This is a genomic window from Vibrio pomeroyi (genome assembly GCA_041879425.1).
Taxonomy (GTDB): domain Bacteria; phylum Pseudomonadota; class Gammaproteobacteria; order Enterobacterales; family Vibrionaceae; genus Vibrio; species Vibrio pomeroyi_A.
In genome coordinates this window covers 1,145,685-1,168,958 of the sequence record CP090854.1, presented here as the reverse complement: position 1 = coordinate 1,168,958, position 23,274 = coordinate 1,145,685, and the positions used below count along the sequence as shown (strand labels likewise).

Genomic DNA, 23,274 nt, shown 5'->3' with positions numbered 1-23,274 from the left:
TATTTGCGATGATTACAAAACGAAATATTACGTAGATTCATATTATTCACATCTTCTATATTTCTCACCAACGAATAAGCACTTCATGACTGTGAAGATGAAGTGAATGCCAAACAAGTTATGACTAAGAGTATAGATATGCTTAAAATTAAAAAGAATTTCCTTTCTGTTGCCATTACTGCAGCAGCATTACTTTCAACAACAGCAAGTGCACAAGAAAAATTATCAGTACAAGAAGCGGCAAAAAAATCAGCAAACCCAGTATCAGATGTATGGATGCTAATTACTCAAAATGATTATACTTTCCTAGAAAAAGAAGATGGTCACCATGAGATGCAAAACCGCTTCAGCTTTCAACCAGTAATGCCTGTACCTATCATGGATGGTGAATGGAACTTGGTGAACCGTTTGGTTGCCAACCACTACAGTTCACCAGGCGATCGTGAAAACGGTGACTTCTTTGAAGGACGTACAAACGGTATGGGAGACACTGTCTTTCTATCAATGGCAGCCCCTAACCGTGATGATGGGTGGATTTGGGGTGTTGGTCCAACGATGATCATGCCAACAGGTACTGATGGTTTAACGCAAGACAAGTGGCAAGTCGGCCCTGCAGCAATGGTCGCTCGCCTTGGTAAAGAAACAGGTAACCCAACCAGTATTGAAAGCTGGAACGTTGGTTTCTTAGCTCAGCAATGGTGGGACGTGGGCGGCAGTGACAGCGTTACTGAGTCAACTAATCAAGCGGACATCCAGTATTTCTTAAACTATCGTGTCAGCAACACCGCGTTAATTGGTATGACACCTAATATTCAAATTGATTGGACAAAAGATGGTTCCGACCAATTTACTGTACCTGTCGGACTAGGCTATATCGATATGTTTAAGGTTGGGCCAATGCCAGTTCGTTGGGGTGTAGAACTTCAATATTACGTAATGAAACCAGACGCAAATGTTAATACAACCAATCCAGCTGAGTATGTGCCATATGCACCAGATTGGAACCTGAAATTCTTTATTGCTCCTGTTACATTAAACCCGTTCAAATAATCGATTAAAATCCCCCTACAGGCTGGTCTAATTTATTTAATATTTTAGGCCAGTCTTTTTAGCACTTTTCATCGACTTCTATGATCCAAACCAAGTTAATGAACAATGTTTTCTATCTGTATATGAGCCTTTTCAAATAAATCGACCTACCGATTTAGAGTAATAGTGACTCATCGTAATTACGATATTATTAAATCGTAATTCTGGGTAGATACTGCTCAAAACTCTTCCTATTATCCTGCTAACAAATCAATTCTTAGCCCAAACAGAATGCTGACAAATGTTTTACAACACTATGTCAATTGCCATGGAAGATCCCCTCGACAGACGAGGTATTACACGTAAAGAAGACAATAGCTAAAAGAACGATCCTACTATTTCGTTCGACAGTGCATCGTCATTCAACCTGCGTTTCAGGCTAACAATAAGAATTGGTTTGTAGGGAAGCATATTCGCTTCTTGATACCGAGAATCGGTTGTCTGGACTGAGTAGTATCACTTTAAATACCATCTATTACTTTTGTTTATTATGCGCACCAATCTATCCACATAATAGACATCTACTTTTTAAGATGTCATTAAAAGTTAAACTTCTAGGCTGCAAATTCTCTCTTCTTATTGATGTAGGTTGAGATATGAACTTTATTAAAATCGTTTTCCAGAAAATCTGGGCCGTAGTGATGGTCTTGATTAAATTCTGCCTGTTTATGGCAGTGATGTTTGCTGGAGCCTGGGCTCTTGCACCATTAGGCACTATCCATTCTAAAGACATCGACATGTCTCAATTCAACAATCATCCCAATGAAATGATGATGAACTTCTTCCAGATGGAGTCCTTCTCTGGTTACTTGTTCTCAGTGACCATTGCTGTGGTATTAGCCGGTGTTTACGGCATGTGGCAGTTGCATGAACTGGGTGTGCATAAAGCAAAAGAGCACAAAAGCGCTCACGTTCAAATCGTGTTTGCACTGTCACTTTGCGGACTCTTCATCAGCAAAACATTCTGGGTTATCGCTTTGGTTATCGCATTGGCGAACTGGAAACATATTGGTCAATCACTGAGTGATGTAATTCGCCGTGGTGTACAGCCTAAACAAGACGCAACCAATACAGAGACTGCCGCAGTCCACGTATCACCTGAACAATCGGTAACAGAGCCGTCTTCAAAAGAAAAGACTCCAACAAAACCATCCGCTACAGAAAAAGAGGTCGCATAATGAAAGAGATGATGATTCCATACATCCTAATTGTATGGTCACTATTTGCGACAGGCGCACTTAAGAAGAACTTCAAGAACTACACATGGGCTGCCATTGGTGGCGTAACAATTCTTGCGGTGTTAGCGGTTATCTCTCGCTTGTGGGCACCCGTTGATTTAACCAACTCAACCACAGTGAAAGCACCACACGCGGTAATGTCACCAATCTTTGGCCAGCAGATCGACCAAGTGCTTGTTGATCACAACCAAATGGTTAAAGAAGGCGACGTAATTTACACACTCGTCGACATTGACTCAGCCGCAGACAAAGCAAAGATCGAATCTTCAATTGTTCAAAAAGAAGAAGAGATCAAGCAAATGGATCGCGACTTAGAGCGTGCTGAAACGTCACCTGAAATCTTCAATATGCGTGACGTAGAAAAGTACGACTCCGATCTTCGAGTGTTGCACGCTGAACTTGTGTCGTTAAAAGCCGATCTACAAAAAGTAAATTGGGCGCAAGAAAAGAAAACCATTAGAGCTGAATTTGACGGTCAGGTCTCGATAGTGAACATTGCTGAAGGTTCTGTTATGGGTAACATGCACCTCTACAACACCAGCAAAAAATTCCTTGAGATGCGCATTTCAGACCAAACTTATGGCTATGTTCAAGTAGGAGACTTCGCAGAGTTCTTCGTTGATGCCTACCCAGGGCATGTGTTCCGAGCAAAAGTACACAGCTTTAATGCCGGTACGGGTGAGTCGAGTATTTCTCCACTTCAGGGGCCACAAAGCGTCGGTCAACACGTAGTAAGAAACGGTAACGGTTTAGGCCGTACCATCGTACTTGAGATCATCGAACCAGAGGGTTACAACATCCCAATTGGTTCAACTGGCGCGGCTTGGATCTCGGCTGAGAAGCCACATCCGTTCTGGGGCTTCATTGATGTAATCGGCGCAGCAACGGTTCGTCTACAATCTTACAAGTCATACTTAGGTGCTTGGTAAGTACTAAGGTTCTCGGTAAACACTTATATAACACCCATTAATTCCAAATTAAATGCCCTGAATGTCAGGGCATTTTTGTATCTGTTACAAGCTCTAGTGACTAATTGATTTAGATCAAATTAAATCGTCAATATAATCATTAAATAAATTAAACATCGTAAATTCGATAGATTAAAATCCTATTAGCTCGTAGATAGCGACCTCTCCCACCTCTATCATTTGGCTCAAGAAATCCAATTCCTGTATCCAAATATAAGGTCACGACCATGACTAATACATTCAAAAAAATGGCACTTCCTGTCGCTATCGCGAGCGCTTTACTTGCTTCTGGCTTTGCATCTGCAACACCGGTTGTAGAAGCGACATCGAAAATAGGCCAAGAACTTCAGACATCAAATGCTGCGCAATACCAAAACATTGACCTTGATGCTCGCTACAAGAGCGAGGTTCTATTCGAACACAAATCAAACATGTTCTGGGGCAAAGGCGAGCGTATCCAAGTTGTATCTAAAACTGGTAACTCTCTGGCTTACACAGAAGAATCAGACCACGTTCATCCAACTCTAACTAAGCATGGCCGAAAAATGGACCAAGCAATCATCAAAGTAGATGACAACATTTACCTTGGTTACGGTTTTGGTCTCGATACACCAGTAATGATTGAAGGCACTGACGGTATCATCATTGTTGATCCAGGAGAGTCAGTAGAAATGGCTCAATCGGTTAAAGAACAGTTCCGTCAAATCACAGACAAGCCGGTTAAAGCAATCATCTACTCTCACAACCACATCGACCATATCTCAGGTGTTCGTGCATGGGTGACTGACGAAGAAGTGGCGTCAGGTGAAGTAAAAATCATCGCTGAAGAAGGCCTTACCGCGGCAGTGGCTAACTGGTCTTCAAACCTAGGTACTCTATTTGGTCACCGTACTTCTTACACCGGCGCTAAGCACGTAGAAGAAGGCGAGCACGGAACAGTAAACGACGGCCTTGGTCCACGCTTCATGCAAGGTGCTATCTCGTTCATTGAACCAAACCTGCTTGTGCCAAGCCAAAGCCACATCGAAATCGAAATTTCTGGCGTTAAGATGCACATTGAGAACGTGCCTTCTGAAACCAAAGATGAGCTAGTGGTTTACTTCCCAGAGCAAAAAATCCTGCACGCGGCTGAAGTACTTCAAGGTGAGAACTTCCCTAACCTTCACACCATCCGTGGTACCAAATTCCGTGACCCATCAATGTGGTTCAAGGGCATCGACGTAATGCGTAAGTTCGACACTGAGATCATGATTAACTCTCACGGTCGTCCTGTTGAAGGTAAAGAAGCGGTAGCTGACGTACTAACGGCTTACCGTGATGCGATTCAATACACCCATGACCAAACTATCCGTTACATGAACAAAGGTATGACGCCAGACGAGCTAGTTGAAGTGGTTAAACTTCCTAAGCACCTTGCAGAACACCCTTGGTTAGGTGAGCACTACGGCACTGTTGCACACGCCGTGCGTCAGATTTACGTAGGTTACAATGGTTTCTTCGAAGCGGATCCATGGCAGCTAGAGCCGATGGCTTACGAGCAACGCGCTAAAGCATTCGTAGAGGTCATGGGCGGTCGTGACAACATCCTTACTACTGCACAAGCAGCAATTAAAGCTGAGAACTACACATTTGCAGCAGAAATTCTTTCTTACCCAATCACGGTCAACAAGCAAGATATGGAAGCTCGCGAGATGAAAGCACAAGCTTACAAAGCATGGGCTGCAGACCAAGTGAACATCAACTGGCGTAACTGGGCGCTTAACGCGGCGGCTGAACTTGAGAACAAGCGTGACTTCTCTAACATGATCAGCTTCGCTTCTGTTGACGTTCTTACTGCGCTACCAAGCAAACAGATCTTCGACATGATGACTTCAACGCTTATCGCAGAAAACTCGTTAGACGTAAACATGATGCTAACGTACAACTTTTCTGATACGAACGAAGCATTCACTATCGAAATTCGTAACGGTATAGCTCAGTTACACGAAGAAGCAGTGAAAGGCGCAGACGTTCAAATCAACACCACTCGTGCAGTATTGAACCAAATCTTGATTGCGGGTCCAAACGCTCAACAAGTGATTGGTACTAACCTACAGTCTGGTGCATTTAAGTTCTCGAATGGCGACATCAAAGGCTTTGGTCAATTCATGAGCTACTTCGATAAGCCAATGACTCCAGAAGAGATCATGCTCATCGTTCGTTAATTGGATATACACTAATCAAAGGCAGCTAAGGATAGCGAGTCGATAACTTAGGGACCCATTGTGGTCCCTTTATCGTTTATTTATTGGTACAGCTCGCAACCTTCACTCAACGCTCTAGGTCTATTGTTGGAGTAAGGAAACTGCCCTACTTCGTTTAAGGTTCACACATGCTAAAACGTTTTGTTCTATTGCTTTCACTCAGTTCTTCTCTGGTATTCGCTTGCGAATTACACCAAGAAACCGGATTTAGCTTAGTGACAGAGCCCGGTTCACTAGAGATATTTGGCAATGTCATCACAGCAAGGCAAGATGACGAGTTCAGAAACCTAGATAAACCGGATCATTTCAAACTGTTTTCGATAAAGTCAGCACTCGCAAAGGCGCATCCGAGTAAGATTGAATTCAACTTATTTGAAGCGATTAAAGGTCACTACAGCCAAATCAGCATTGAAAAAGGCGTGAACGTTTCAGGAAGAGACACTTTGCCGATAGAGAACGATTTATTGCTTATTACAGAGCTCGATGTGTTCGATGCATTGGCGAACGGAACGATCTCTTGGGATCAAGCGACACTGAATGGATTAGTGGTAATCAATGGCCCTCAAGACAAGCGAGAGCAACTTGAAGATTGGTTTAGTGATATTTTCGAAGGGCTGTAGTTCTCAGCTGAACTGCAATATAGATGACAAGATAAACAGACAATCAGATAAAAGGTCGTTGAACCCTCGGATTTAAAAACATTGAGGGTTCAACGACAAAACTAAATCAAAAAAGCGTAGGCAGTGGAATCAGTTCTAGCCCGAGGACGCCGCTGATGCTCATCACCACCAGCAGAGAGACCTTGAAAACGGTCTTTGACCATTGGATGTAGTTAAGACAATCAACCTTACGGAACGTCACTTTGGTCCAGATAAAGCAAACGCCTGCCGACACGGCAAGGTATTCATAACCCGCCTCTCCGAGCAAAAATAACCCCAGAGCAACCGCACCAAACGCCACCACATAAGCTTTCATGTGCTGATGTGCTTTATCAACGCCCTCTTTCACTGGCAACACAGGAATGCCTGCATCTCGATAGTCTTGAAGGCGGAACATCGCGATCGCATACGAGTGTGGCATTTGCCATAAGCAGAACATGATGAACAGCAGAACGGCTTCTAAGCTCAAGTAATTCGTCACACCAAGGTAACCAACTAATGGCGGAACTGCGCCAGAGATACTGCCCACTAAGGTGCCGTAAACCGAATTGCGCTTGTACCACATGGTGTAGAAAAAGACGTAAAACACATAGCCAAGCAACACCACAACCGCAGACATCGGATTAACAAATTGAAACAGCAACGCTGTGCCTGCCAACAACATAACTAACGCATAGATAAATGCGACGTCTGTGTTGATATTGCCCTGAACCAATTCACGGTTCTGGGTACGTTTCATTTTCTGGTCGATATCTCGGTCAAAGATGTTGTTCACCACGCAACCTGATGCAATCACAAGCCCTACACCCGCTAAAGTTGTCAGTAACAACATCGCACTGGCTGGTTCTGTTTTTGCGGCGAGGAAGAACCCCGCCGCAACAGAAATCAGGTTGCCGAAAATGATGCCCGGTTTGGTAATAGACAAATATTTTTTCAGCATACCTTGGCCTACAACTTCATGTTGACGTTCATGTTGTAGATGATCCATACCGAGCCAGCGATAAGAATCAATACAACAATGGCAGTAAACATCAATGACACCAAGTTCCAACGCCCATCGGAAGATTTCGCTTCCATATGCAAGAAGTACTTAAAGTGCACAAAGATTTGCACCAGCGCACAACCAAACAAGATCACGTAAGTTTCCGTGCTTGGTAGCGCATGTGACCACACAATGTAGAACGGAATAATGGTCAGAATCAGTGACGCAATAAAGCCTTTCACATAATCCGTTGCACCGCTGTCTAGATGCTGTTCCATTACATCACCCCCATTAAGTACACGATGGTAAATACACAAATCCAAACGATATCAAGGAAATGCCAGAACAGGCTTAAGCACTGGAAACGCATCGACATGTTGTCATTCAAGCCTTTGGTTAAAAGTTGGTGATACGCCACCGCCATCCAAATCAGACCAAACGTTACGTGCAAACCGTGTGTGCCAACCAAGGTAAAGAACGCAGAAAGGAATGCGCTTTCTTGAGGGCCATAGCCTTCTGCAATCAAGTGATGGAACTCATACACTTCCATACAGATAAAGGCTAAACCCAATACGAAAGTAACTTTGATCCATCGCTTCAATCCGGTAACGTCTTTGCGCTTCATTGCAATCATGCCAAAGCCAAAGGTGATACTACTGAACAACAGCATCATAGTTTCGACAAACACGAACGGCAGTTCAAAGATGTCTTTGCCTGTAGGCCCTGCGATTGATCCACTCTCAAGCACGGCATAAGTCGCGAAAAGCGTGGCAAACAGGACACAGTCACTCATCAGGTAAACCCAGAAGCCAAACAACTTATTGCCCGCAGCTTCGTGGTGATGATCATGCGAGTGTGCAAGATCATAAGTGTGTGACGGAGTATTAGCTTGCATACGTCGTCTCCAAATCATCTTTATTGTCGTTGTTATCACTGTCAGCGCTGTTACCACGACCAGAGTTGTCGCCTTTCACTGACTGTTTCTTTGCTTCTTCAAGCTGCGCACGTCGAGCCGCTTCAATCGCTTTGATCTCTTCAACTTCCACGTAGTAGTCCACATCGTCGTTGTAGCTGTGTTGAATACACGTCACCACGATGCCCACTAGACTTGCTGCTGCTAACCACCAGATGTACCAGATCATCGCGAAGCCAAATGCCAATGCCCATGCAGACACATAAATGCCTGTCGGTGTGTTCTTCGGCATGTGAATACGTTCGTATTCTTCTTCCTGAGTTGGGTCAAACTCACCACTTTGCTTTTGATACCAGAACGAATCGATCTCATCGCCCTTAGGCAATTTTGCAAAGTTGTAGAACGGCGGTGGTGAAGACGTTGCCCATTCAAAGGTACGTCCGCCCCATGGGTCACCGGTTAGATCTCGGTTTTGGTCGCGGTCACGAACACTCACGTAAATCTGAACGAACTGACAAACAACACCCATCGCAATCACGCCCGTACCTGCAGCCGCAACCGCCAGTAGTGGGAAGAATTCAGGGTTGATGTCTTGGCTCAAACGACGCGTCATACCCATAAAGCCCAGAGCGTAAAGCGGCAAGAACGCCATCAAGAAACCGATGATCCAGCAATAGAATGCGCGTTTGCCCCAAAGCTCGTTCAGAGTGAAACCGGTCGCTTTCGGGAACCAGTAACCAATCGCAGCAAAACAACCGAAGACAACGCCACCGATGATTACGTTGTGGAAGTGCGCAATCAGGAATACAGAGTTATGCAGAATGAAATCTGCGCCCGGTACCGCCATCAATACACCCGTCATACCACCCACGGTAAAGGTAATTAGGAAGCCCACTGTCCACATCATTGGCGTGGTAAAGCGGATACGACCTTTGTACATGGTGAATAGCCAGTTGAAGATCTTAACCCCGGTTGGGATAGAGATAATCATGGTCGCAATGCCGAAGAAGGCATTCACATTGGCGCCAGAACCCATGGTAAAGAAGTGATGCAGCCAAACCACAAACGCTAAAATAGTGATAGCCACCGTCGCCCAAACCAGTGAGGTATAACCAAACAGCTTTTTACGAGAGAAGGTTGCTGTCACTTCAGAGAACACACCGAAGATAGGCAAGATTAGGATGTACACCTCAGGGTGTCCCCATGCCCAAATCAGATTCACATACATCATCACGTTGCCACCAAGGTCGTTGGTGAAGAAGTGCGTACCGATGTATCTATCCAACGTCAGTAGCGCGATGGTTACCGTTAGGATTGGGAAAGAGATGATGATCAGGATGTTGGCACACAGAGATGCCCATGTGAACACTGGCATCTTCATCATTGGCATAGACGGAGTACGCATGCGCAAAATAGTCGCGAAGAAGTTCACACCCGTTAATGTGGTACCCACACCGGATATTTGCAGCGCCCATATCCAATAGTCGACCCCGACTCCCGGACTGGCCTCAATGCCAGAAAGCGGCGGATACGCCAACCAACCCGTACGGCCAAATTCACCTAAGCCCAGTGACATGTTGGTTAGGATGATACCCACCACAAACAGCCAGAAACTTAGGTTATTCAGATAAGGGAATGCTACATCACGAGCACCAATCTGCAGCGGCACGATGATGTTCATCAAACCGATAACCAAAGGCATCGCAACGAAGAAAATCATGATCACGCCGTGAGCCGTGAAGATCTGGTCGTAGTGATGTGGCGGTAAATAGCCCGTCTCACCCGCTGCAGAAAGCAATTGCTGACTACGCATCATTACTGCATCGGCAAAGCCACGAACTAACATCACCATTGCCACAGCAATGTACATGAAGCCCAATTTTTTGTGGTCTACAGACGTAAACCATTCATTCCAAAGGTATTGCCACTTACCGGCTTTTGTTACCGCATACACCACTAAACCACCCACTAAAGCGATCATGGTTAACGTGACCAAAATAATGGGTTCGTGGTAGGGAATAGAGTCTAGAGTTAATCTTCCAAACATGACGATTATCCTTGGGTTTCCGGCAAACAGTTCATTGAACCAGGGTGCTGGGTCACGACATCGGTGAATAAAAATGGTGGGATACTGGAGAACAAAGTGACGGGTTCAGCCACACTTGGCGCTGCCAATGAACGGAACTGCTCCCAATCTTCAATGCGATCAGGGCTTGCTTTCACTTTTTCCACCCAGTTAAGAAATGCCACCTGATCAGGCATGGCTGATGCAGTGAATTTCATCTGTGAGAACCCTTTACCACTGTAGTTGGATGCAAAACCTTTGAAGTCACCTTCATGGTTAGCAATCAAGTTCAGCTTGGTCACCATTCCCGGCATCGCGTAGATCTGAGAACCAAGACGCGGGATAAAGAACGCGTTCATGATGTTGTCTGAAGTTAACTTAAACGTCACCGGTACATCTTTCGGGAATGCAACATAGTTAACCGTCGCAATGTTTTGCTCCGGATAGATGAACAGCCATTTCCAGTCCAGAGAGACCACTTCGATCACCATAGGTTGCACATCACTTTCCAGAGGCTTGGAAGGCTCTAGTTCGTGTGTGGTTCGCGAAGTGATGGTGGCTAGAATCGCGATGATGATGATTGGAATCGTCCATACCACCACTTCGATCTTGGTTGAGTGCGCCCAGTCAGGTGCATACTCTTCTGTGGTGTTGCTTTCACGGTATCTATAAGCAAAGTAGATGGTCATCAGGATCACGGGGATGACGACAATCAGCATCAGCAACAGAGCAGTAATAATCAGCTCCTTTTCCTGAACGCCAACGCTACCTTTTGGGTCGAGCAATGCGGAGTTACATCCTTCGAGCATCAGGACGGTTCCCACCAAACCAATCCTCGACAGATTTGCTCTCGATAAAATGCGTTTATATCTTGAAGCTTCCATTAACTTTCTCGATGGTTATCCAGTCTCAGAACAAACTCCCGAGTACTGGTTGTCATGGTCATTAGAATATTTATGTGTTGAGCATGTGAAACGACGCATCTCAAAGCGAAACGGAATTAGCCACGATTTTAAACAGTCGACCGTTGAACAGTTGAACTGACAAGTTAAAACGACAGTGCTGCGCAGCCGAAACATTGCCGCACGGTTAAAACCACACAAAAAATATGACTTAATTGTTACACTTTGAAATACATTGTTACATTTGGCGCATTATGAGGAGTTGAAATTGAAAGCTCACCAAACAAACTTGGAAACTAACCTTCCAGTTATGAAAGTAAGATGTGAGAAATTGTTGTAATTCAGACGCACAGCATGAACGTGCCACACGAGTTGAGCCATGTACGGAAAAGGATTAAAGCGAAACGGGAGAGATCAAAGTAAACACGCAGTAGAAACAACAATGATTGATTACATTAGAAAGAGCGAATTAAGCAAAGTGTGATGGCTATCAAATTTATGAATTCACATGCGATTTTAAAGGTATTTAGAAAAGGCATCACTTCAGACAGCAACCCATCAGATATTCAAATAACACCCTGCTTTTTATGATAATCATGTCAGTTATACGCAGCAGAAAACGAGCAGAAATGGGGATAAAAAGCCGATTTCATGAGTATTTTGATGTGTTTTAAGTGGGCCTTACTCCCCTCAATAGAGAGGAGTAAGTGTTACCAAAGAAGAGATTATGCTGTTGGCTCGACGACGGTTTTTCGCTGATTTTTAGTCATCAAATGATAAACCACCGGCACAAAGTAAAACGAAATAAGCGTGGTTAACACGGTACCGCCGACAATAGCGACCGCAAACGGAGGCCAGAAGCCACCACCAGCAATAATCAACGGCATGAAGCCACCAACAGTTGTGATTGTGGTTGAACTGATATGTCGAGTACACGACATAACAGCATCAACGACTGCATCAACATTCCCAGAGGAAGCCTCCTTGTCTAGCTTCAATTCGGTCAGAATGACAATGGCAGCGTTAATCGCTAAGCCCGCAATCCCGAGCATAGCGATGATCACCGTAAAGCCGAACGGATAACCGAAAATCCATACCGACAACAGCCCTAGGCCACCAGCCAATCCTGCTACCATGAAGATGATGCTACTCATTCGGAACGAGTTGAACGACATCACCACCACCAACACCATCAATACCACCACAACGGCGACATTCGAGATCAGGCTATTGACTGAATTGTCTCGCTCCGCGGATTCGCCACCAAAACCAATCGTGTAGCCTGATGGCATCTCATAGCTTGCTAAGCGTTTTTGGAATTCATTTAGCACAGTTTGAGGTAAGACACCCGCTTCAATGTAACCCTCGATGGTATTGACACGCTGCCCGTTACGACGAGTAATCGCACCACGACTCGTCGTCAATTCAAGCTCAGCCAGAGTCGACACATTGATGCCGGTTGAGTAGACATCTGAACTGATCGGCAAACGAATATTACTCAGGTGCGAAAGATCCTCACGAGCCTCATCCGCGACACGAACACGAATCGGCACCGATTCACTGCCCTCAATCACCGAGCCACTTTCACGACCAGTCAACGTGGTTTGCAACATGCCTGCGAACTGGTTCAATGAAATACCGTTAAGTTTTGCGGTGTCTTCATCGACTTTCAACCACACCTTAGGTGTACCCGGTTGCAGTGTTTCCCTTGTGTGAGTCACATGAGGAACACCTGCCAGAATCAAGCGCACATCCTCACCAATCGCTTTCAACTTATCAAGGTTTTCACCATACACACGCAGTTCAACGGGCGCGGTAAATGGAGGGCCTTGGTTAAGCTTTCTCACCAAGACTTGCGCCTGTGGTACTTCTTTATCTAGCACCTTTTGAAGTTCTGGAATTAGCGCATTGGCTTGATCAAAGTTTTCTGTTTTCACCATCGCTTGTGAGAAGTACGGCGCGTTGTTTTGTCTAGCTTGTAGGTTGTAATAGAACGATGGGAAGTTCGCGCCCACTAGCCAATCAATGCGCTCCACTTCTGGATAGCGATGAATGATGTCGTCTATTTTCTCAGAGGTGTTCTTCGTAGCATAAATGCTGGCTTGAGGCGGCATGTACACCTGAATCTCAAACATGTCTCGGTCCGATGGTGGGAAGAATTGCTCAGTCAGCTGAGACATACTCCAATAACCAGTAAACGGAACCAACAACACCAAAGCAATAGTAATGACTGGATGCGTGACACCAAAGCGAACAGAAGACGAGAACCAACGTGTTAATGCAGGAATTCTTAAGCCTGTCATATACCAGTGATGTTGGCCTTTCTTATCCACATCACTGAGTTGTTTCGGCAGTAACTTGGTCGCTAAACCTGCAATTAAGGTATGCGAGATCACATAAGAACCGATCAGTGAGAACGACACCGTAATCGCGATACCACCGACAAATTCACCCGATGCACCCGGCATCAGAATGATCGGCGCAAACGCCAATACCGTGGTTAATGTTGAACCCAGCAAAGGCACCCACAAGTGCTTCAACGCATTCATGGTCGCTTCCGCTCTTTGTTGCCCTTTCAAGCGATACGCCTGAATGGTATCGACCATCACCACCGCGTTATCCACCATGATCCCGAGTGCAACAATTAAGCCCGTCACCGACATCTGGTTGATTGGCACACCGGTCATCTTCATGATCGATAGCGTCAGCAATGAGGTTAATGGAAGAGATATCGCCACCAATATTGCGGCACGCACACCTAAGGTCACGAACAGAACAACCAAGATCAAGCCAAAACCGATCATCAAGCTTTTGCCTAAATCGTCTAAACGAGTTTCGGTATAGCCTTGTTGATTAAACAACACGGTGACATCGATATTGCTTGGCAGCTCTTGTTGAAACTTCTCAATAAGAGCATTCGCTCGTGACGTCCAGTTATCGACTCGGAGATCAGGATGCATTCTCGCTGCGACAATCACACCCGGCTCACCATCAATAATGGCAATCTGATCTTGTGGGGTTTTCTCGCCACGCCTCACTGATGCAATGTCTTCCATGCGGATGATGTGACCATTGCTGTCAGTCGCGATTGGGACTTGTTTAATACGCTCAATCGAATCAAGTTCCGATTCAATCTCTAAACCAAAACGAGAATAAGCACTGACCAATTCACCTGCCGAGTTCTTAGCGTCTGCCCCTTCCAGAGATTCGGCAATATTAGCACTCGAACGCCCAAGCGCTGCAGCATCAGCCGTTCGTAGACTTATCTGGATTTCTTCTTGTGGCATCCCGTATTCATCTACGAATTCAGTGCCCGAAAGGGTTCGTAGCCGCTTAGCCAGTTCTTTGGCATAACGCCCGAGGGTCAATCGGTCTGGCTCGCCTGCACCCGACCAAGTCAGGGATGCGATGGTGGTGAAAGCGTAGGTATGGTCGCTGTCGAGATCGGGAGAATGCGCACCCGCAGGTAAAATGGATTCGATGTCAGACAGTTTGTCACGCGCTTGCGACCAAACCGGTTCAGGCTCGGTGATGGTGTCATTCAATTCTAACGTGACAATCGACACGCTCGGCCTTGAAGTTGAGCTCACCAGTTTAACTTCACTCAACTCACGTAGCTTGCTCTCAATCACCTCAGTAACTAAGGTTTCTACACGTTCGGCACTGGCACCGGGAAAGCTGGTTGTGATGTTTGCATAACGGTTGATGATCACTGGATCTTCTGCGCGCGGTAACGTCATGAACGCAGAAATACCACTCACCATCAGCAGCGCAGTCATTAAGATGAGCAGTCGAGTATTGGAAATAGTCTCTATGATTTTCATACTATTTCCTATTCAGCCGTCACGTTGGCTGGCTTCACGGTTTGACCGGGAACCAAGCGATGTAAACCACTCGCGATCACCTGTTCGCCGTCCTCGATTACACCACTCACATACGCTTGTTGATTGTTGGCAAACAGCACTTGGACACTGCGGCGTTCAACCTTATTGTCTTCACCGACCACAAAGATGTTCCACACACCGCGTAGACCATCAATCAAACCCGTTAATGGCACCCAATAACCTTGGTCGTCGATTTGCTCGTCAAACTTAAGATACGCAAGTTGACCTTCTAAAACAGTCGCTTGTTCAGGGAAAAGATAACGTAAGCCAACACTACGAGATTGCGTGTCGACCATGGCACCCGGATTCAGCAGCGTCACTGCATAATCATCTCGCCCAACACGAATGCTTGGCGAAGAGAGTGAGGTTACCTTTGTCATCTGATGTGCAGGAATACCAATGAACGCTTCTTTACCTTCAGAGGCAAGCAGTGTCAGTGTTGGGTTGCCCACATTCACTACATCTCCCAAAGAGACAAAACGCGTTGCAATAGTGCCCGAATAAGGCGCAAGCACTGTCGATTTCACCAGCTTCAATTGATTGCCTTTTACCGAAGCATCAATGCGCAGTAAGTTGGCTTGCAACACGCGTTGTTCACTGGTTAACGAATCAATTTCCGCCTCAGCACTGAAGCCTTTTGCTTTCAATGAACGCTGACGCTTTAAGTTCGCGGCAACAAGGCTCAGTTGAGCTTTCACTTCTTCGGCTTGTGCTTTCAATTGACTAGACTCGGTTTCCAATAGTTGGGTATCCAATCGAATCAACGGCTGACCAATTGTGACTGTGTCACCGACATCCACCAGAATCTCGTTTACTTTGCCCGCCAGTTCGAAGCCTAAATTGGCTTGCTGACCCGCCTTAACCACACCCACATATTCACGCTGCACTGCATAAGATGAAGACAGCGCCAAGGCCATCGTTTCCACAGTTAAAATGGTTTGGACGCTCGAAGCCGTTTGATTGGTTGAATCAACCGACTCTTGGGCTTGTTCCTTTTCGCCACATCCAACAAGAAATGCCGACAACGCTACTGCCACTGTGCTTCCCTTCATCAGTTTATACATACTTCCTGTTCCTATGCGGTACTCAATTATGTTCTTTTTTTAGACTAACCAAATCAAACTAGACTGTCTAGTTTGATTGTGTTAAAAATAAGTTTCATGGTTAATGATTGATAAAACCATCACAAAAAGCATAATGCTTAGCGCTAAATGAGATACCTATAGCGGAGTATCAATAGGCACTAAGCAAAGAGACAAGCTAGGTAACGAACCAACACCAAGTAACGAGAAGCAAGCACGTGACTAAAATCATCAAGAGTGAACAGAAGAGATCGCAGATCTTAACCGCAGCAAGCCAGCTTTTCTCTGAGCATGGCTTCAAGATCAATATGGATCAGATAGCCAAAGCGGCGAACGTTTCCAAGCAAACGGTCTACTCTCACTTTAAAAACAAAGACGAACTTTTCGAAACCTGCATGCAAACCAAGTGTGCAGAGCGCGAACTTAGCCCTGCTGCCTTTGATATGAATGCAGCGGTGGGTGATGAGTTGGTGAAATTTGGTGTGAAGTTTCAGGATTTGTTACTTGATGAACAGTCTCGACAAACCTTTCAGAACGCGGTGAGTCAATCCAACACGCACCCAGAAATTGCCTCTATTTATTTAGAAACCGGTCCACAGAAGACCACTAAGTTACTCGCCGATTATTTACAGTCGAAAATAGATTCGGGTGACTTAACACTCTCTTCTACAAGCTCGCCAATCATAGCGGCGCGCCAACTGCTGCTGATGTTTCATGGCAAGTCGGCGTATTGGTCATTCTTCGGCCACGATAGCGGAGAATCCGAAGAAGAAAGACTCCACTACACTCGAGAATGTGTCGCGCTATTCTTGAATGGCAATCAGCCTCGTTAATTGCTCTTAGCTCATAAGTCATAGCTCATAAATCATAACTAAGTTTCTCGTAGCACTTAGTCCGTATTCTGGGCTGATTCAAGAAGCAGTTCATAAAAACGTTTTGCAGCTGGGCCTGTCTTCGCAGCTTTCGGCAGAGTCAGATGCAGTGGCACTTGATAGCCACTGCCATTTTCCACATTTAACACAGTGAGCTTGTCACTTCCTCGGCTATCAACAATATGTTTAGGTAGCCTGCAATACCCTACACCCTGCTCTACCGCACCAAAGGCATGGTCAAAATTATCGACCGTAATACGCTGGCTCGACTTCAACCAACCCACATCCTTCTTCTCTCCCAACTTTTCAACCGAGCCTAAATCTCTCACCACAATTTGTGGCAGCGACGACAGCTGATTAAGCGATATGGATGACATGCTAGCCAACGGATGCGAATTCGCCAAAACGGGCTCCATCTTAGTAAACCCAAAAGCTTCAGCCGAGTAATTGGTAATTGGCAAGTTGATGATGGCAACATCGGCACGTTCTTGAGTGACCATTTCAGTGGTCTTCGACAAGGATGTTTCAACCACTTGGATTGAGGTGGTGTTGTTCTCTGCCATAAACGCAGCCATCGGCTTATAAAGACGCTCAAGGCAGCACAAATGATCAACGGCGACCACAATTTCAGATTCGACACCCTTTGCTAACTGCTCACTGATCAGCTCAAGCTCTCGCGCTTGTTCCAGCATGCTGCTCGCCCTGCGCAATAAGGCTTTGCCATCTTCCGACAACACCGCCCTTCGACCTTCAACCTGCACCAAAGACACACCCAATTGATCTTCCAGTTTTCTCAACGCATAAATCAGCGTGGTGTGGCTCTTATTCAATTGCAGTGCCGCCGCCTGAATGCTGCCTGCGCGGTCTATCTCATAGAGTGTTTGCCATTGGTCTAGGGTGGTCTTTAATCTCATCGGTCTAAAATCCTGACAGTTAATGGCGATATTATGAACTTTTCTGTCTGTTTTTTACAGGTAATATCTATTTCAACAGGCAATATAAATCTCAACAACAAACGAGAATGGCTTGTTTGTCTTAAACACCTATTTTTTATAGCGGATTTTGTTAAACGAAATTTGTTAAACGGAGAAACACCATGAAACTACTACAAGTTGATTTTGAATTTAACGGCCCTTTCGGTGAAGAGATGTCGAACGCACTCGTTGACCTAGCTAAGTCCATCAACAACGAACCGGGCATGATCTGGAAAATCTGGACAGAAAACCAAGCCGCAAAACTGGGCGGTGGTGTCTACCTTTTTGAAGATCAACTCAGTGCTGAGGCTTATTTAGACATGCATGCCGCTCGCTTGAAAGAGATGGGCGTAGAAGAAGTACGTGGCGTGATTTTTGACGTAAACCAGCCGTTAACTACCATTAACAAAGGCCCAATCAACGGCTAATAGAATGAATCAAGAGTTAGCGAAAGGCACGAGATAGAGAGATAACAGATGAACAATAAAACGTTTTTAAGCCTACACGGCATCATTTACGCAGGGTTTGCCTTCGCGTTGTTTTTCCTACCAACGGTCATGTGGCCTATGTACGGCGTGGAAATTAATGACAAGTACGCTTACTTTCTCTCTCAACACACCAGTATCTTCCTTGGTGGTATTGCAGCGATAACATGGTTACTGCGAGATATTGAAGCAGGAATCAGTGCTAAGAAACTCATCCAAGGCTTGGTTGTCACCAATATGCTAGGTGCAATCATCACACTGTATGCTGCTTTCACCGGTATATTTGTTGGCTTTGGTTGGAGCGATCCTGCTTTCTTCCTTTCGCTATCAGTACTGAGCGTGTTGCAGGTTCGCAAGCAAGCTTAGTGCGTATGATTTATAGGTAGCACAAACAAAAAACACTCGGTATATGCCGAGTGTTTTTATATTCACCTTTCAACCAAGACCAAAGTTAGATTCGTTAAATAAGAGATAATCTTGATGTCTGATTTTGCTATTTACTAGCAGGCGATGAACGACCAAGCATGCGGCTCAGTGTGCCATCTTTGTCCACTAGTTGGTGTTTCAATGCACCCAAAACATGCAGAACAAACACCACTATAATCAAGTTCACCGCATTAACGTGAACGAAAGAAGCCGCAGACTGCAACCATTCCGTTTTCTCACCAGCAGCAATCAACTCAATGCCGAATAGCTCTAATGCTCGCCCACCAGCAACACTCATCACCGCACCAGAGATTGGCATCGCTAACGTCACTAATAACAAGAAATGATGAACGCCTTTCGCGGCAATCTCTTGTGCTCTTGTTAATACAGCAACACTCTCAATCGCCCCTTCTTTCAAACGCCAAACAAAGCGTGAAAGTGCGACAACTAAAACAATCAAACCTAACGATTTGTGCAGCCCCATTAACTCGCCTTTTTCGGGACCTCGAGGCATGCCTTCGAATTGAAGTCCAATAACAAACACAGCGATGAACAAAATGCCGGTAAGCCAATGGAAAATAACCGTCTGTTTCGATAATGATTTATTCATAATGACCACTCTATGTCTCTGACCTAGGTGTTATTTTGACTCATTATCATTACACTTAACATGGTCTTTACGTAAAGTTACGTAAAGACCAAGAAACCACTACATACCGTTATTTTGAGTGCTCCACATAAATCAGTTCATCGGTGTTAAAGCCACGCTCTTTCGACATCGCTTTAAACTTCTCCATAACCTCAGATGAGACTTCTGGGGTTCGAGAAAGCAGCCATAGGTAATCGGTATCTGGGCCAGAAACAAACGCGTATTGGTAGTTCTCTTTATCCAACTCGAACACTACATAAGCGCCATAGAATGGACCAAAGAACGACACTTTCAGATAACCCTGATCGCTGCCTTCAACAAAATACGCCTTGCCTTCCGCTTCATTCCATTCGCCATCTTCATCCGAATAGCCACGGTTAATCACCTTCACGCCACCATCATCACGCAGGCTGTATTCGGCGCTGATACTATTTAGACCACGCTCAAACGAGTGGTCCAAACGAGCCACCTCGTACCATTTACCTAAGTATCTATCCAATTCAAACTGTTGAACGGGCTTTACTGTTTCGGGCATGCCCACGCATCCACCCAACAGAATGACACTCAGCAGCAATAATATTTTCTTCATCCTAACCTCGACTTGTTTTCATAGTAGTTCGAGTAAGTCATGTGAGAGCCCTAACTTACATCCTTGGTAATACGTTAAATCCATTTTTATAGTTCATATAACAGTAAATTATTCATAAGCTTATGGGAATTGTTTCGTTGATGAATAAATCAGTGATGTTTCATTGCCGCGCGATATTGAGTCGGTGTTACCTGCTTATAGGATTTAAACTGGCGATTGAAATTAGCTTGGTTGTCGTAACCCACCTTCTCCAGAATCAAACTAATAGGTAGTGATGTGTTGAGCAGCAAATCACACGCCACGTTCAACCTAATTTTCTTTAACCGCTGGCTAAAACTCTCATTGTAGTGCTTTTGAAATAGCCGCCTAACACTACTCTCACTGATATAGAGATGCTTGGCTAAATCGTTAACTGAGATATCGCGAATAAAGTTGTTCACCAAAAAGGCTTCAACCTTGTCCAACTTATCGCTGACTTCATCTTCATCATCCGAATTAAAGGCAGGGTTTATCAACTGCGCCACGCCTTGATCCTCAAGCAAAAGCGCAAACAGAGAGAACAAGGTCAGCAGTTGTTGATGTGGCGACTGATCCATCACCTTGTTCAACAGTTCCGTCGCTTTCTCTGCAGTAACAAGCGAAAACTGCAGCCCTTTCTTTGAATCTTCCAACAATGCGCGCAGAGGTTCTAGCTCGCGGCAGCACGCGATTAATTGCTCTATCCAATCTTTGCGAAACCAAACCACATGCGTTTCACAGATTCTCGAATCATCTGCACTCTCTTCTGAATAGATAGCATGAGGTAAATCTGGGCCAACCAAAATCATATGGTTGTGAAACACATCGCTCTGGTGATGGCCAATAAAGCTGTGTCCAGCAAAGTGACGATGTATCGCTATCTCGTACTCTTCATGTCTATGCCAACCGTAGCTTTTACTGTTCTCGACAATTTTCTTATAGCGCCATGATGTGCCAATTCGTTGTGGCACTTTTTCCAAGTAACCCTTCATTGCGATGCTCAGTGACTTTTTAATATTGAAAGTATACGCATCAAACCATTCAAATGAGCACATTGACTGAAAAGTATTGAACATTGCGCTAACGATACTCATCCGGTGGTCACCGCTAAATATACTGCAGGTGAACTTAATCAGGAGAGCAACTATGGACACTTTATTATTAAAAATCCGCGCTATGATTCTTGCCACACGTCAACAGTGGATCGGAGAGATCACCTACAACCACAACATTAAGGGTGATCACACTTGGAAACTCTATGGCTATAACTCATATGACGAGTACAAAAAAGATCTGCGTAAAAGCTTAAGACAAGAGTCGTAACTAAAAGCTCGTTCAAACGACAGCTTGTTGATTAAACGCAGTTTTTATTTGTCATTCATGTAGAGTTTCACACTGGCCACTCGCTTTCTATACTTATTAAACAGTGGAACATGGAAGACAGAAGAATGAACAACAAGCTCACTTTGCCACGCACTGCATGGATCGCTTTACTCACTAGTTTAGGCGCTGTCTCGCCCGTATTTGGACAAGACAACACCGTTGTGCAACAGAAAACAACTGCCCAAAGCCAAACTGCTGATCAAATCTTTACTAATGCGGACATCTACGGACATCGTGAATCTGACTCGATCGTTACCCACAATGGCAAGATCATCTTCATTGGTAACCACTCGCAAGCGAAAGCTTTTCAAGGGCAGAATACCGATGTCATTGACTTAGAAAATGCCTTTGTTCTTCCGGGCTTCATTGATAATCATAACCATGTTTTCGAAGCTGCCTCTGAACTGGGTGGCAATTGTGAACTGGATTCTGAAGCCACATTAGAAGAACAAATTCCCTACCTAGAAGCGTGTAAGATCAATGCTGATACCAATGGCAGACGTTGGCTAATGGGTTATGGTTTTTCTTTGGAATCAACTCTCGACAGCGATTCTGAATACACACCACTAGAGATCATCGACAGTGTCTTCCCAAACCGCCCCGTGGTGATCATGGAGCAAACCTCGCACTCGATGTGGGTCAACTCTAAAGCACTGAAAATCGCACAAATCAGCCAACTATCTCCAGACCCACAAGGCGGTGTATATTTAAAGGATCCTGAAAGCGGAAAGCTTAACGGCATCTTATTGGATAACGCTGGCGACCAGGTCATGGAAATGGCGTGGAACAGTCAAAGCGAGTTGTTTGAGCAAAGTTACCAAGGCTTAATGTTCGGACTTGAACAAGCCGCTGCACACGGCATTACCACCATAGGTGACGGTCGGATGTATTGGAAACGAGGTTGGTATGACGTTTGGCTAGAGGCAGAACAAAACCAAGATTTAACAGCTCGAGTATCTTTGCGCCCTTGGGTTTACCCATCAATGGCGATCCCGTCTCAACTCGAAGTATTCGAAAAAATGTATTCCGATGACAAAAGCCGTCTGCTACTGGTCGATCAGGTCAAAATGTACAGCGATGGCATCTTCATTAATGGCACAGCAAAAACACTCGCACCCTACTTGGATACTTATCTGCCGCAGTCGCCGAATGGCTTGAACTACATTCCACCAGCACAGATGAAAGAGTGGCTCAGCGCGCTCGATAAAATCGGCTTTAGTGCGCACATTCATGCGATTGGTGATGGTGCGGTTCGTGAATCCCTTGATGCAATAGAAAGCGTGCGTCAACAAGGCTCTCAAAAACCTTATACCTTAACCCACGTTGAATTAATCAATGATGAAGACGTCCCCCGCTTTAAACAACTCAATGTCTCAGCAGATTTCCAGGTCGGGTCTGATTACATTGCAAGGCATCAACACCAATGGGCCGAAGCCTTCCTTGGCGCTCGCCGTGCCAAAGCCATGATGAACCTAGACGCGATACTCAAAACCGACGCCAACATCACTCTAAGTAGTGATTGGAACGTACACGACATAAACCCTTTAGTCGGTATCGCGAACAGCCTAATCATGGGCAAAACAGGCCTAACCGATATCTACACCGCAATAGATGCTTACACGATTAATGCCGCTAAAAGCCTTGGAATTGAAGACGTAACAGGTTCTATTGAAGTTGGTAAGTCAGCAGACTTCGCCATTCTCGACCGAGACATCACCACAGTATCGGCAAGACAAATAGCCAAGACTCAGGTGTTGATGACGGTGTTGCAAGGGGATGTGGTTTATGAGAAATAAACCAAAAGCGCATCGAATTAGTTATACGCCACACAAACGAAAACGAGCCAGTAATTA

General features: G+C 45.1%; 21 protein-coding genes. 10 read left to right on the top strand and 11 right to left on the bottom strand.

Annotation, left to right across the window (positions count from 1 at the left end; all coding sequences use genetic code 11):
• The first annotated feature begins 138 nt into the window (after positions 1-138).
• From L0992_05290 to L0992_05270, 5 genes are all read left to right on the top strand, one after another.
• A complete protein-coding gene (locus tag L0992_05290; protein ID XGB68101.1) occupies positions 139-1,050 on the top strand; it encodes a hypothetical protein in 912 nt (303 codons plus the stop codon).
• A gap of 635 nt (positions 1,051-1,685) precedes the next feature.
• On the top strand, positions 1,686-2,267 hold the full coding sequence (locus L0992_05285; protein XGB68100.1) for a magnesium transporter: 582 nt from the start codon (positions 1,686-1,688) through the stop codon (positions 2,265-2,267).
• A complete protein-coding gene (locus L0992_05280; protein ID XGB68099.1) occupies positions 2,267-3,256 on the top strand; it encodes a biotin/lipoyl-binding protein in 990 nt (329 codons plus the stop codon). The genes L0992_05285 and L0992_05280 overlap by 1 nt, the downstream gene beginning before the upstream one ends.
• Before the next feature lie 266 nt (positions 3,257-3,522).
• On the top strand, positions 3,523-5,499 hold the full coding sequence (locus L0992_05275; protein ID XGB68098.1) for an MBL fold metallo-hydrolase: 1,977 nt from the start codon (positions 3,523-3,525) through the stop codon (positions 5,497-5,499).
• Positions 5,500-5,666: 167 nt separating this feature from the next.
• A complete protein-coding gene (locus tag L0992_05270; GenBank protein ID XGB68097.1) occupies positions 5,667-6,158 on the top strand; it encodes a hypothetical protein in 492 nt (163 codons plus the stop codon).
• 106 nt (positions 6,159-6,264) lie between these two features.
• Here the strand turns inward: L0992_05270 and cyoE are convergent, their stop codons facing one another.
• From cyoE to L0992_05235, 7 genes are all read right to left on the bottom strand, one after another.
• Positions 6,265-7,137, bottom strand: a complete 873-nt coding sequence (gene cyoE / locus L0992_05265) for a heme o synthase (GenBank protein XGB68688.1) — start codon at positions 7,135-7,137, stop codon at positions 6,265-6,267.
• An 8-nt stretch (positions 7,138-7,145) separates the two neighbouring features.
• On the bottom strand, positions 7,146-7,457 hold the full coding sequence (cyoD, locus tag L0992_05260) for a cytochrome o ubiquinol oxidase subunit IV (GenBank protein XGB68096.1): 312 nt from the start codon (positions 7,455-7,457) through the stop codon (positions 7,146-7,148).
• Positions 7,457-8,092: a cytochrome o ubiquinol oxidase subunit III gene (gene cyoC, locus L0992_05255; protein XGB68095.1), complete on the bottom strand. Its 636-nt coding sequence runs from the start codon at positions 8,090-8,092 to the stop codon at positions 7,457-7,459. The genes cyoD and cyoC overlap by 1 nt, the downstream gene beginning before the upstream one ends.
• Positions 8,064-10,139: a cytochrome o ubiquinol oxidase subunit I gene (gene cyoB / locus L0992_05250; GenBank protein ID XGB68094.1), complete on the bottom strand. Its 2,076-nt coding sequence runs from the start codon at positions 10,137-10,139 to the stop codon at positions 8,064-8,066. The genes cyoC and cyoB overlap by 29 nt, the downstream gene beginning before the upstream one ends.
• Before the next feature lie 5 nt (positions 10,140-10,144).
• Positions 10,145-11,041 carry a ubiquinol oxidase subunit II gene (cyoA, locus tag L0992_05245; protein ID XGB68093.1) on the bottom strand — a complete coding sequence of 299 codons (897 nt, stop codon included), beginning with the start codon at positions 11,039-11,041 and terminating at the stop codon, positions 10,145-10,147.
• A gap of 743 nt (positions 11,042-11,784) precedes the next feature.
• Complete coding sequence (locus tag L0992_05240; protein ID XGB68092.1) at positions 11,785-14,883, bottom strand: efflux RND transporter permease subunit; 3,099 nt, start codon at positions 14,881-14,883, stop codon at positions 11,785-11,787.
• Between the two features lie 8 nt (positions 14,884-14,891).
• Positions 14,892-16,007 carry an efflux RND transporter periplasmic adaptor subunit gene (locus L0992_05235; protein ID XGB68091.1) on the bottom strand — a complete coding sequence of 372 codons (1,116 nt, stop codon included), beginning with the start codon at positions 16,005-16,007 and terminating at the stop codon, positions 14,892-14,894.
• Positions 16,008-16,243: 236 nt separating this feature from the next.
• Between L0992_05235 and L0992_05230 the strand changes: the two genes are divergently transcribed.
• Positions 16,244-16,858 (top strand): TetR/AcrR family transcriptional regulator, encoded by a 615-nt coding sequence (locus tag L0992_05230; protein XGB68090.1) that lies wholly within the window; start codon positions 16,244-16,246, stop codon positions 16,856-16,858.
• Between the two features lie 56 nt (positions 16,859-16,914).
• Here L0992_05230 and L0992_05225 read toward each other — a convergent pair whose 3' ends face one another.
• Positions 16,915-17,811, bottom strand: a complete 897-nt coding sequence (locus L0992_05225; GenBank protein XGB68089.1) for a LysR family transcriptional regulator — start codon at positions 17,809-17,811, stop codon at positions 16,915-16,917.
• Positions 17,812-17,993: 182 nt separating this feature from the next.
• Between L0992_05225 and L0992_05220 the strand changes: the two genes are divergently transcribed.
• Both L0992_05220 and L0992_05215 read left to right on the top strand, forming a co-directional pair.
• On the top strand, positions 17,994-18,299 hold the full coding sequence (locus L0992_05220; GenBank protein XGB68088.1) for a monooxygenase: 306 nt from the start codon (positions 17,994-17,996) through the stop codon (positions 18,297-18,299).
• Positions 18,300-18,347: 48 nt separating this feature from the next.
• Positions 18,348-18,722 (top strand): hypothetical protein, encoded by a 375-nt coding sequence (locus L0992_05215; protein ID XGB68087.1) that lies wholly within the window; start codon positions 18,348-18,350, stop codon positions 18,720-18,722.
• A 127-nt stretch (positions 18,723-18,849) separates the two neighbouring features.
• On the opposite strand, the gene L0992_05210 is transcribed toward L0992_05215, so the two are convergent.
• The 3 genes from L0992_05210 to L0992_05200 form a co-directional block, all read right to left on the bottom strand.
• The gene (locus L0992_05210) at positions 18,850-19,392 is read right to left on the bottom strand and encodes a cytochrome b (protein XGB68086.1); all 543 of its coding nucleotides are present in this window, start codon (positions 19,390-19,392) and stop codon (positions 18,850-18,852) included.
• A gap of 109 nt (positions 19,393-19,501) precedes the next feature.
• Positions 19,502-20,020, bottom strand: a complete 519-nt coding sequence (locus L0992_05205; protein XGB68085.1) for a lipocalin family protein — start codon at positions 20,018-20,020, stop codon at positions 19,502-19,504.
• Positions 20,021-20,169: 149 nt separating this feature from the next.
• The gene (locus L0992_05200; GenBank protein ID XGB68084.1) at positions 20,170-21,132 is read right to left on the bottom strand and encodes an AraC family transcriptional regulator; all 963 of its coding nucleotides are present in this window, start codon (positions 21,130-21,132) and stop codon (positions 20,170-20,172) included.
• Between the two features lie 52 nt (positions 21,133-21,184).
• Here L0992_05200 and L0992_05195 point away from each other — a divergent pair, with 52 nt between their 5' ends.
• Together L0992_05195 and L0992_05190 are read left to right on the top strand one after the other, a co-directional pair.
• Positions 21,185-21,361, top strand: coding sequence for a hypothetical protein (locus L0992_05195; GenBank protein XGB68083.1), 177 nt, complete (start codon positions 21,185-21,187; stop codon positions 21,359-21,361).
• Between the two features lie 125 nt (positions 21,362-21,486).
• Positions 21,487-23,217 (top strand): amidohydrolase, encoded by a 1,731-nt coding sequence (locus L0992_05190; GenBank protein ID XGB68082.1) that lies wholly within the window; start codon positions 21,487-21,489, stop codon positions 23,215-23,217.
• Positions 23,218-23,274 lie beyond the last annotated feature (57 nt).

Excerpts from the sequence above, each read along its gene's own strand:
- L0992_05290 (XGB68101.1), top strand. The coding sequence starts at position 139 with ATGCTTAAAATTAAAAAGAATTTCCTTTCTGTTGCCATTACTGCAGCA.
- L0992_05285 (XGB68100.1), top strand. The coding sequence starts at position 1,686 with ATGAACTTTATTAAAATCGTTTTCCAGAAAATCTGGGCCGTAGTGATG.
- L0992_05280 (XGB68099.1), top strand. The coding sequence starts at position 2,267 with ATGAAAGAGATGATGATTCCATACATCCTAATTGTATGGTCACTATTT.
- L0992_05275 (XGB68098.1), top strand. The coding sequence starts at position 3,523 with ATGACTAATACATTCAAAAAAATGGCACTTCCTGTCGCTATCGCGAGC.
- L0992_05270 (XGB68097.1), top strand. The coding sequence starts at position 5,667 with ATGCTAAAACGTTTTGTTCTATTGCTTTCACTCAGTTCTTCTCTGGTA.
- cyoE (XGB68688.1), bottom strand. The coding sequence starts at position 7,137 with ATGCTGAAAAAATATTTGTCTATTACCAAACCGGGCATCATTTTCGGC.
- cyoD (XGB68096.1), bottom strand. The coding sequence starts at position 7,457 with ATGGAACAGCATCTAGACAGCGGTGCAACGGATTATGTGAAAGGCTTT.
- cyoC (XGB68095.1), bottom strand. The coding sequence starts at position 8,092 with ATGATTTGGAGACGACGTATGCAAGCTAATACTCCGTCACACACTTAT.
- cyoB (XGB68094.1), bottom strand. The coding sequence starts at position 10,139 with ATGTTTGGAAGATTAACTCTAGACTCTATTCCCTACCACGAACCCATT.
- cyoA (XGB68093.1), bottom strand. The coding sequence starts at position 11,041 with ATGGAAGCTTCAAGATATAAACGCATTTTATCGAGAGCAAATCTGTCG.
- L0992_05240 (XGB68092.1), bottom strand. The coding sequence starts at position 14,883 with ATGAAAATCATAGAGACTATTTCCAATACTCGACTGCTCATCTTAATG.
- L0992_05235 (XGB68091.1), bottom strand. The coding sequence starts at position 16,007 with ATGTATAAACTGATGAAGGGAAGCACAGTGGCAGTAGCGTTGTCGGCA.
- L0992_05225 (XGB68089.1), bottom strand. The coding sequence starts at position 17,811 with ATGAGATTAAAGACCACCCTAGACCAATGGCAAACACTCTATGAGATA.
- L0992_05220 (XGB68088.1), top strand. The coding sequence starts at position 17,994 with ATGAAACTACTACAAGTTGATTTTGAATTTAACGGCCCTTTCGGTGAA.
- L0992_05215 (XGB68087.1), top strand. The coding sequence starts at position 18,348 with ATGAACAATAAAACGTTTTTAAGCCTACACGGCATCATTTACGCAGGG.
- L0992_05210 (XGB68086.1), bottom strand. The coding sequence starts at position 19,392 with ATGAATAAATCATTATCGAAACAGACGGTTATTTTCCATTGGCTTACC.
- L0992_05205 (XGB68085.1), bottom strand. The coding sequence starts at position 20,020 with ATGAAGAAAATATTATTGCTGCTGAGTGTCATTCTGTTGGGTGGATGC.
- L0992_05200 (XGB68084.1), bottom strand. The coding sequence starts at position 21,132 with ATGAGTATCGTTAGCGCAATGTTCAATACTTTTCAGTCAATGTGCTCA.
- L0992_05195 (XGB68083.1), top strand. The coding sequence starts at position 21,185 with ATGGACACTTTATTATTAAAAATCCGCGCTATGATTCTTGCCACACGT.
- L0992_05190 (XGB68082.1), top strand. The coding sequence starts at position 21,487 with ATGAACAACAAGCTCACTTTGCCACGCACTGCATGGATCGCTTTACTC.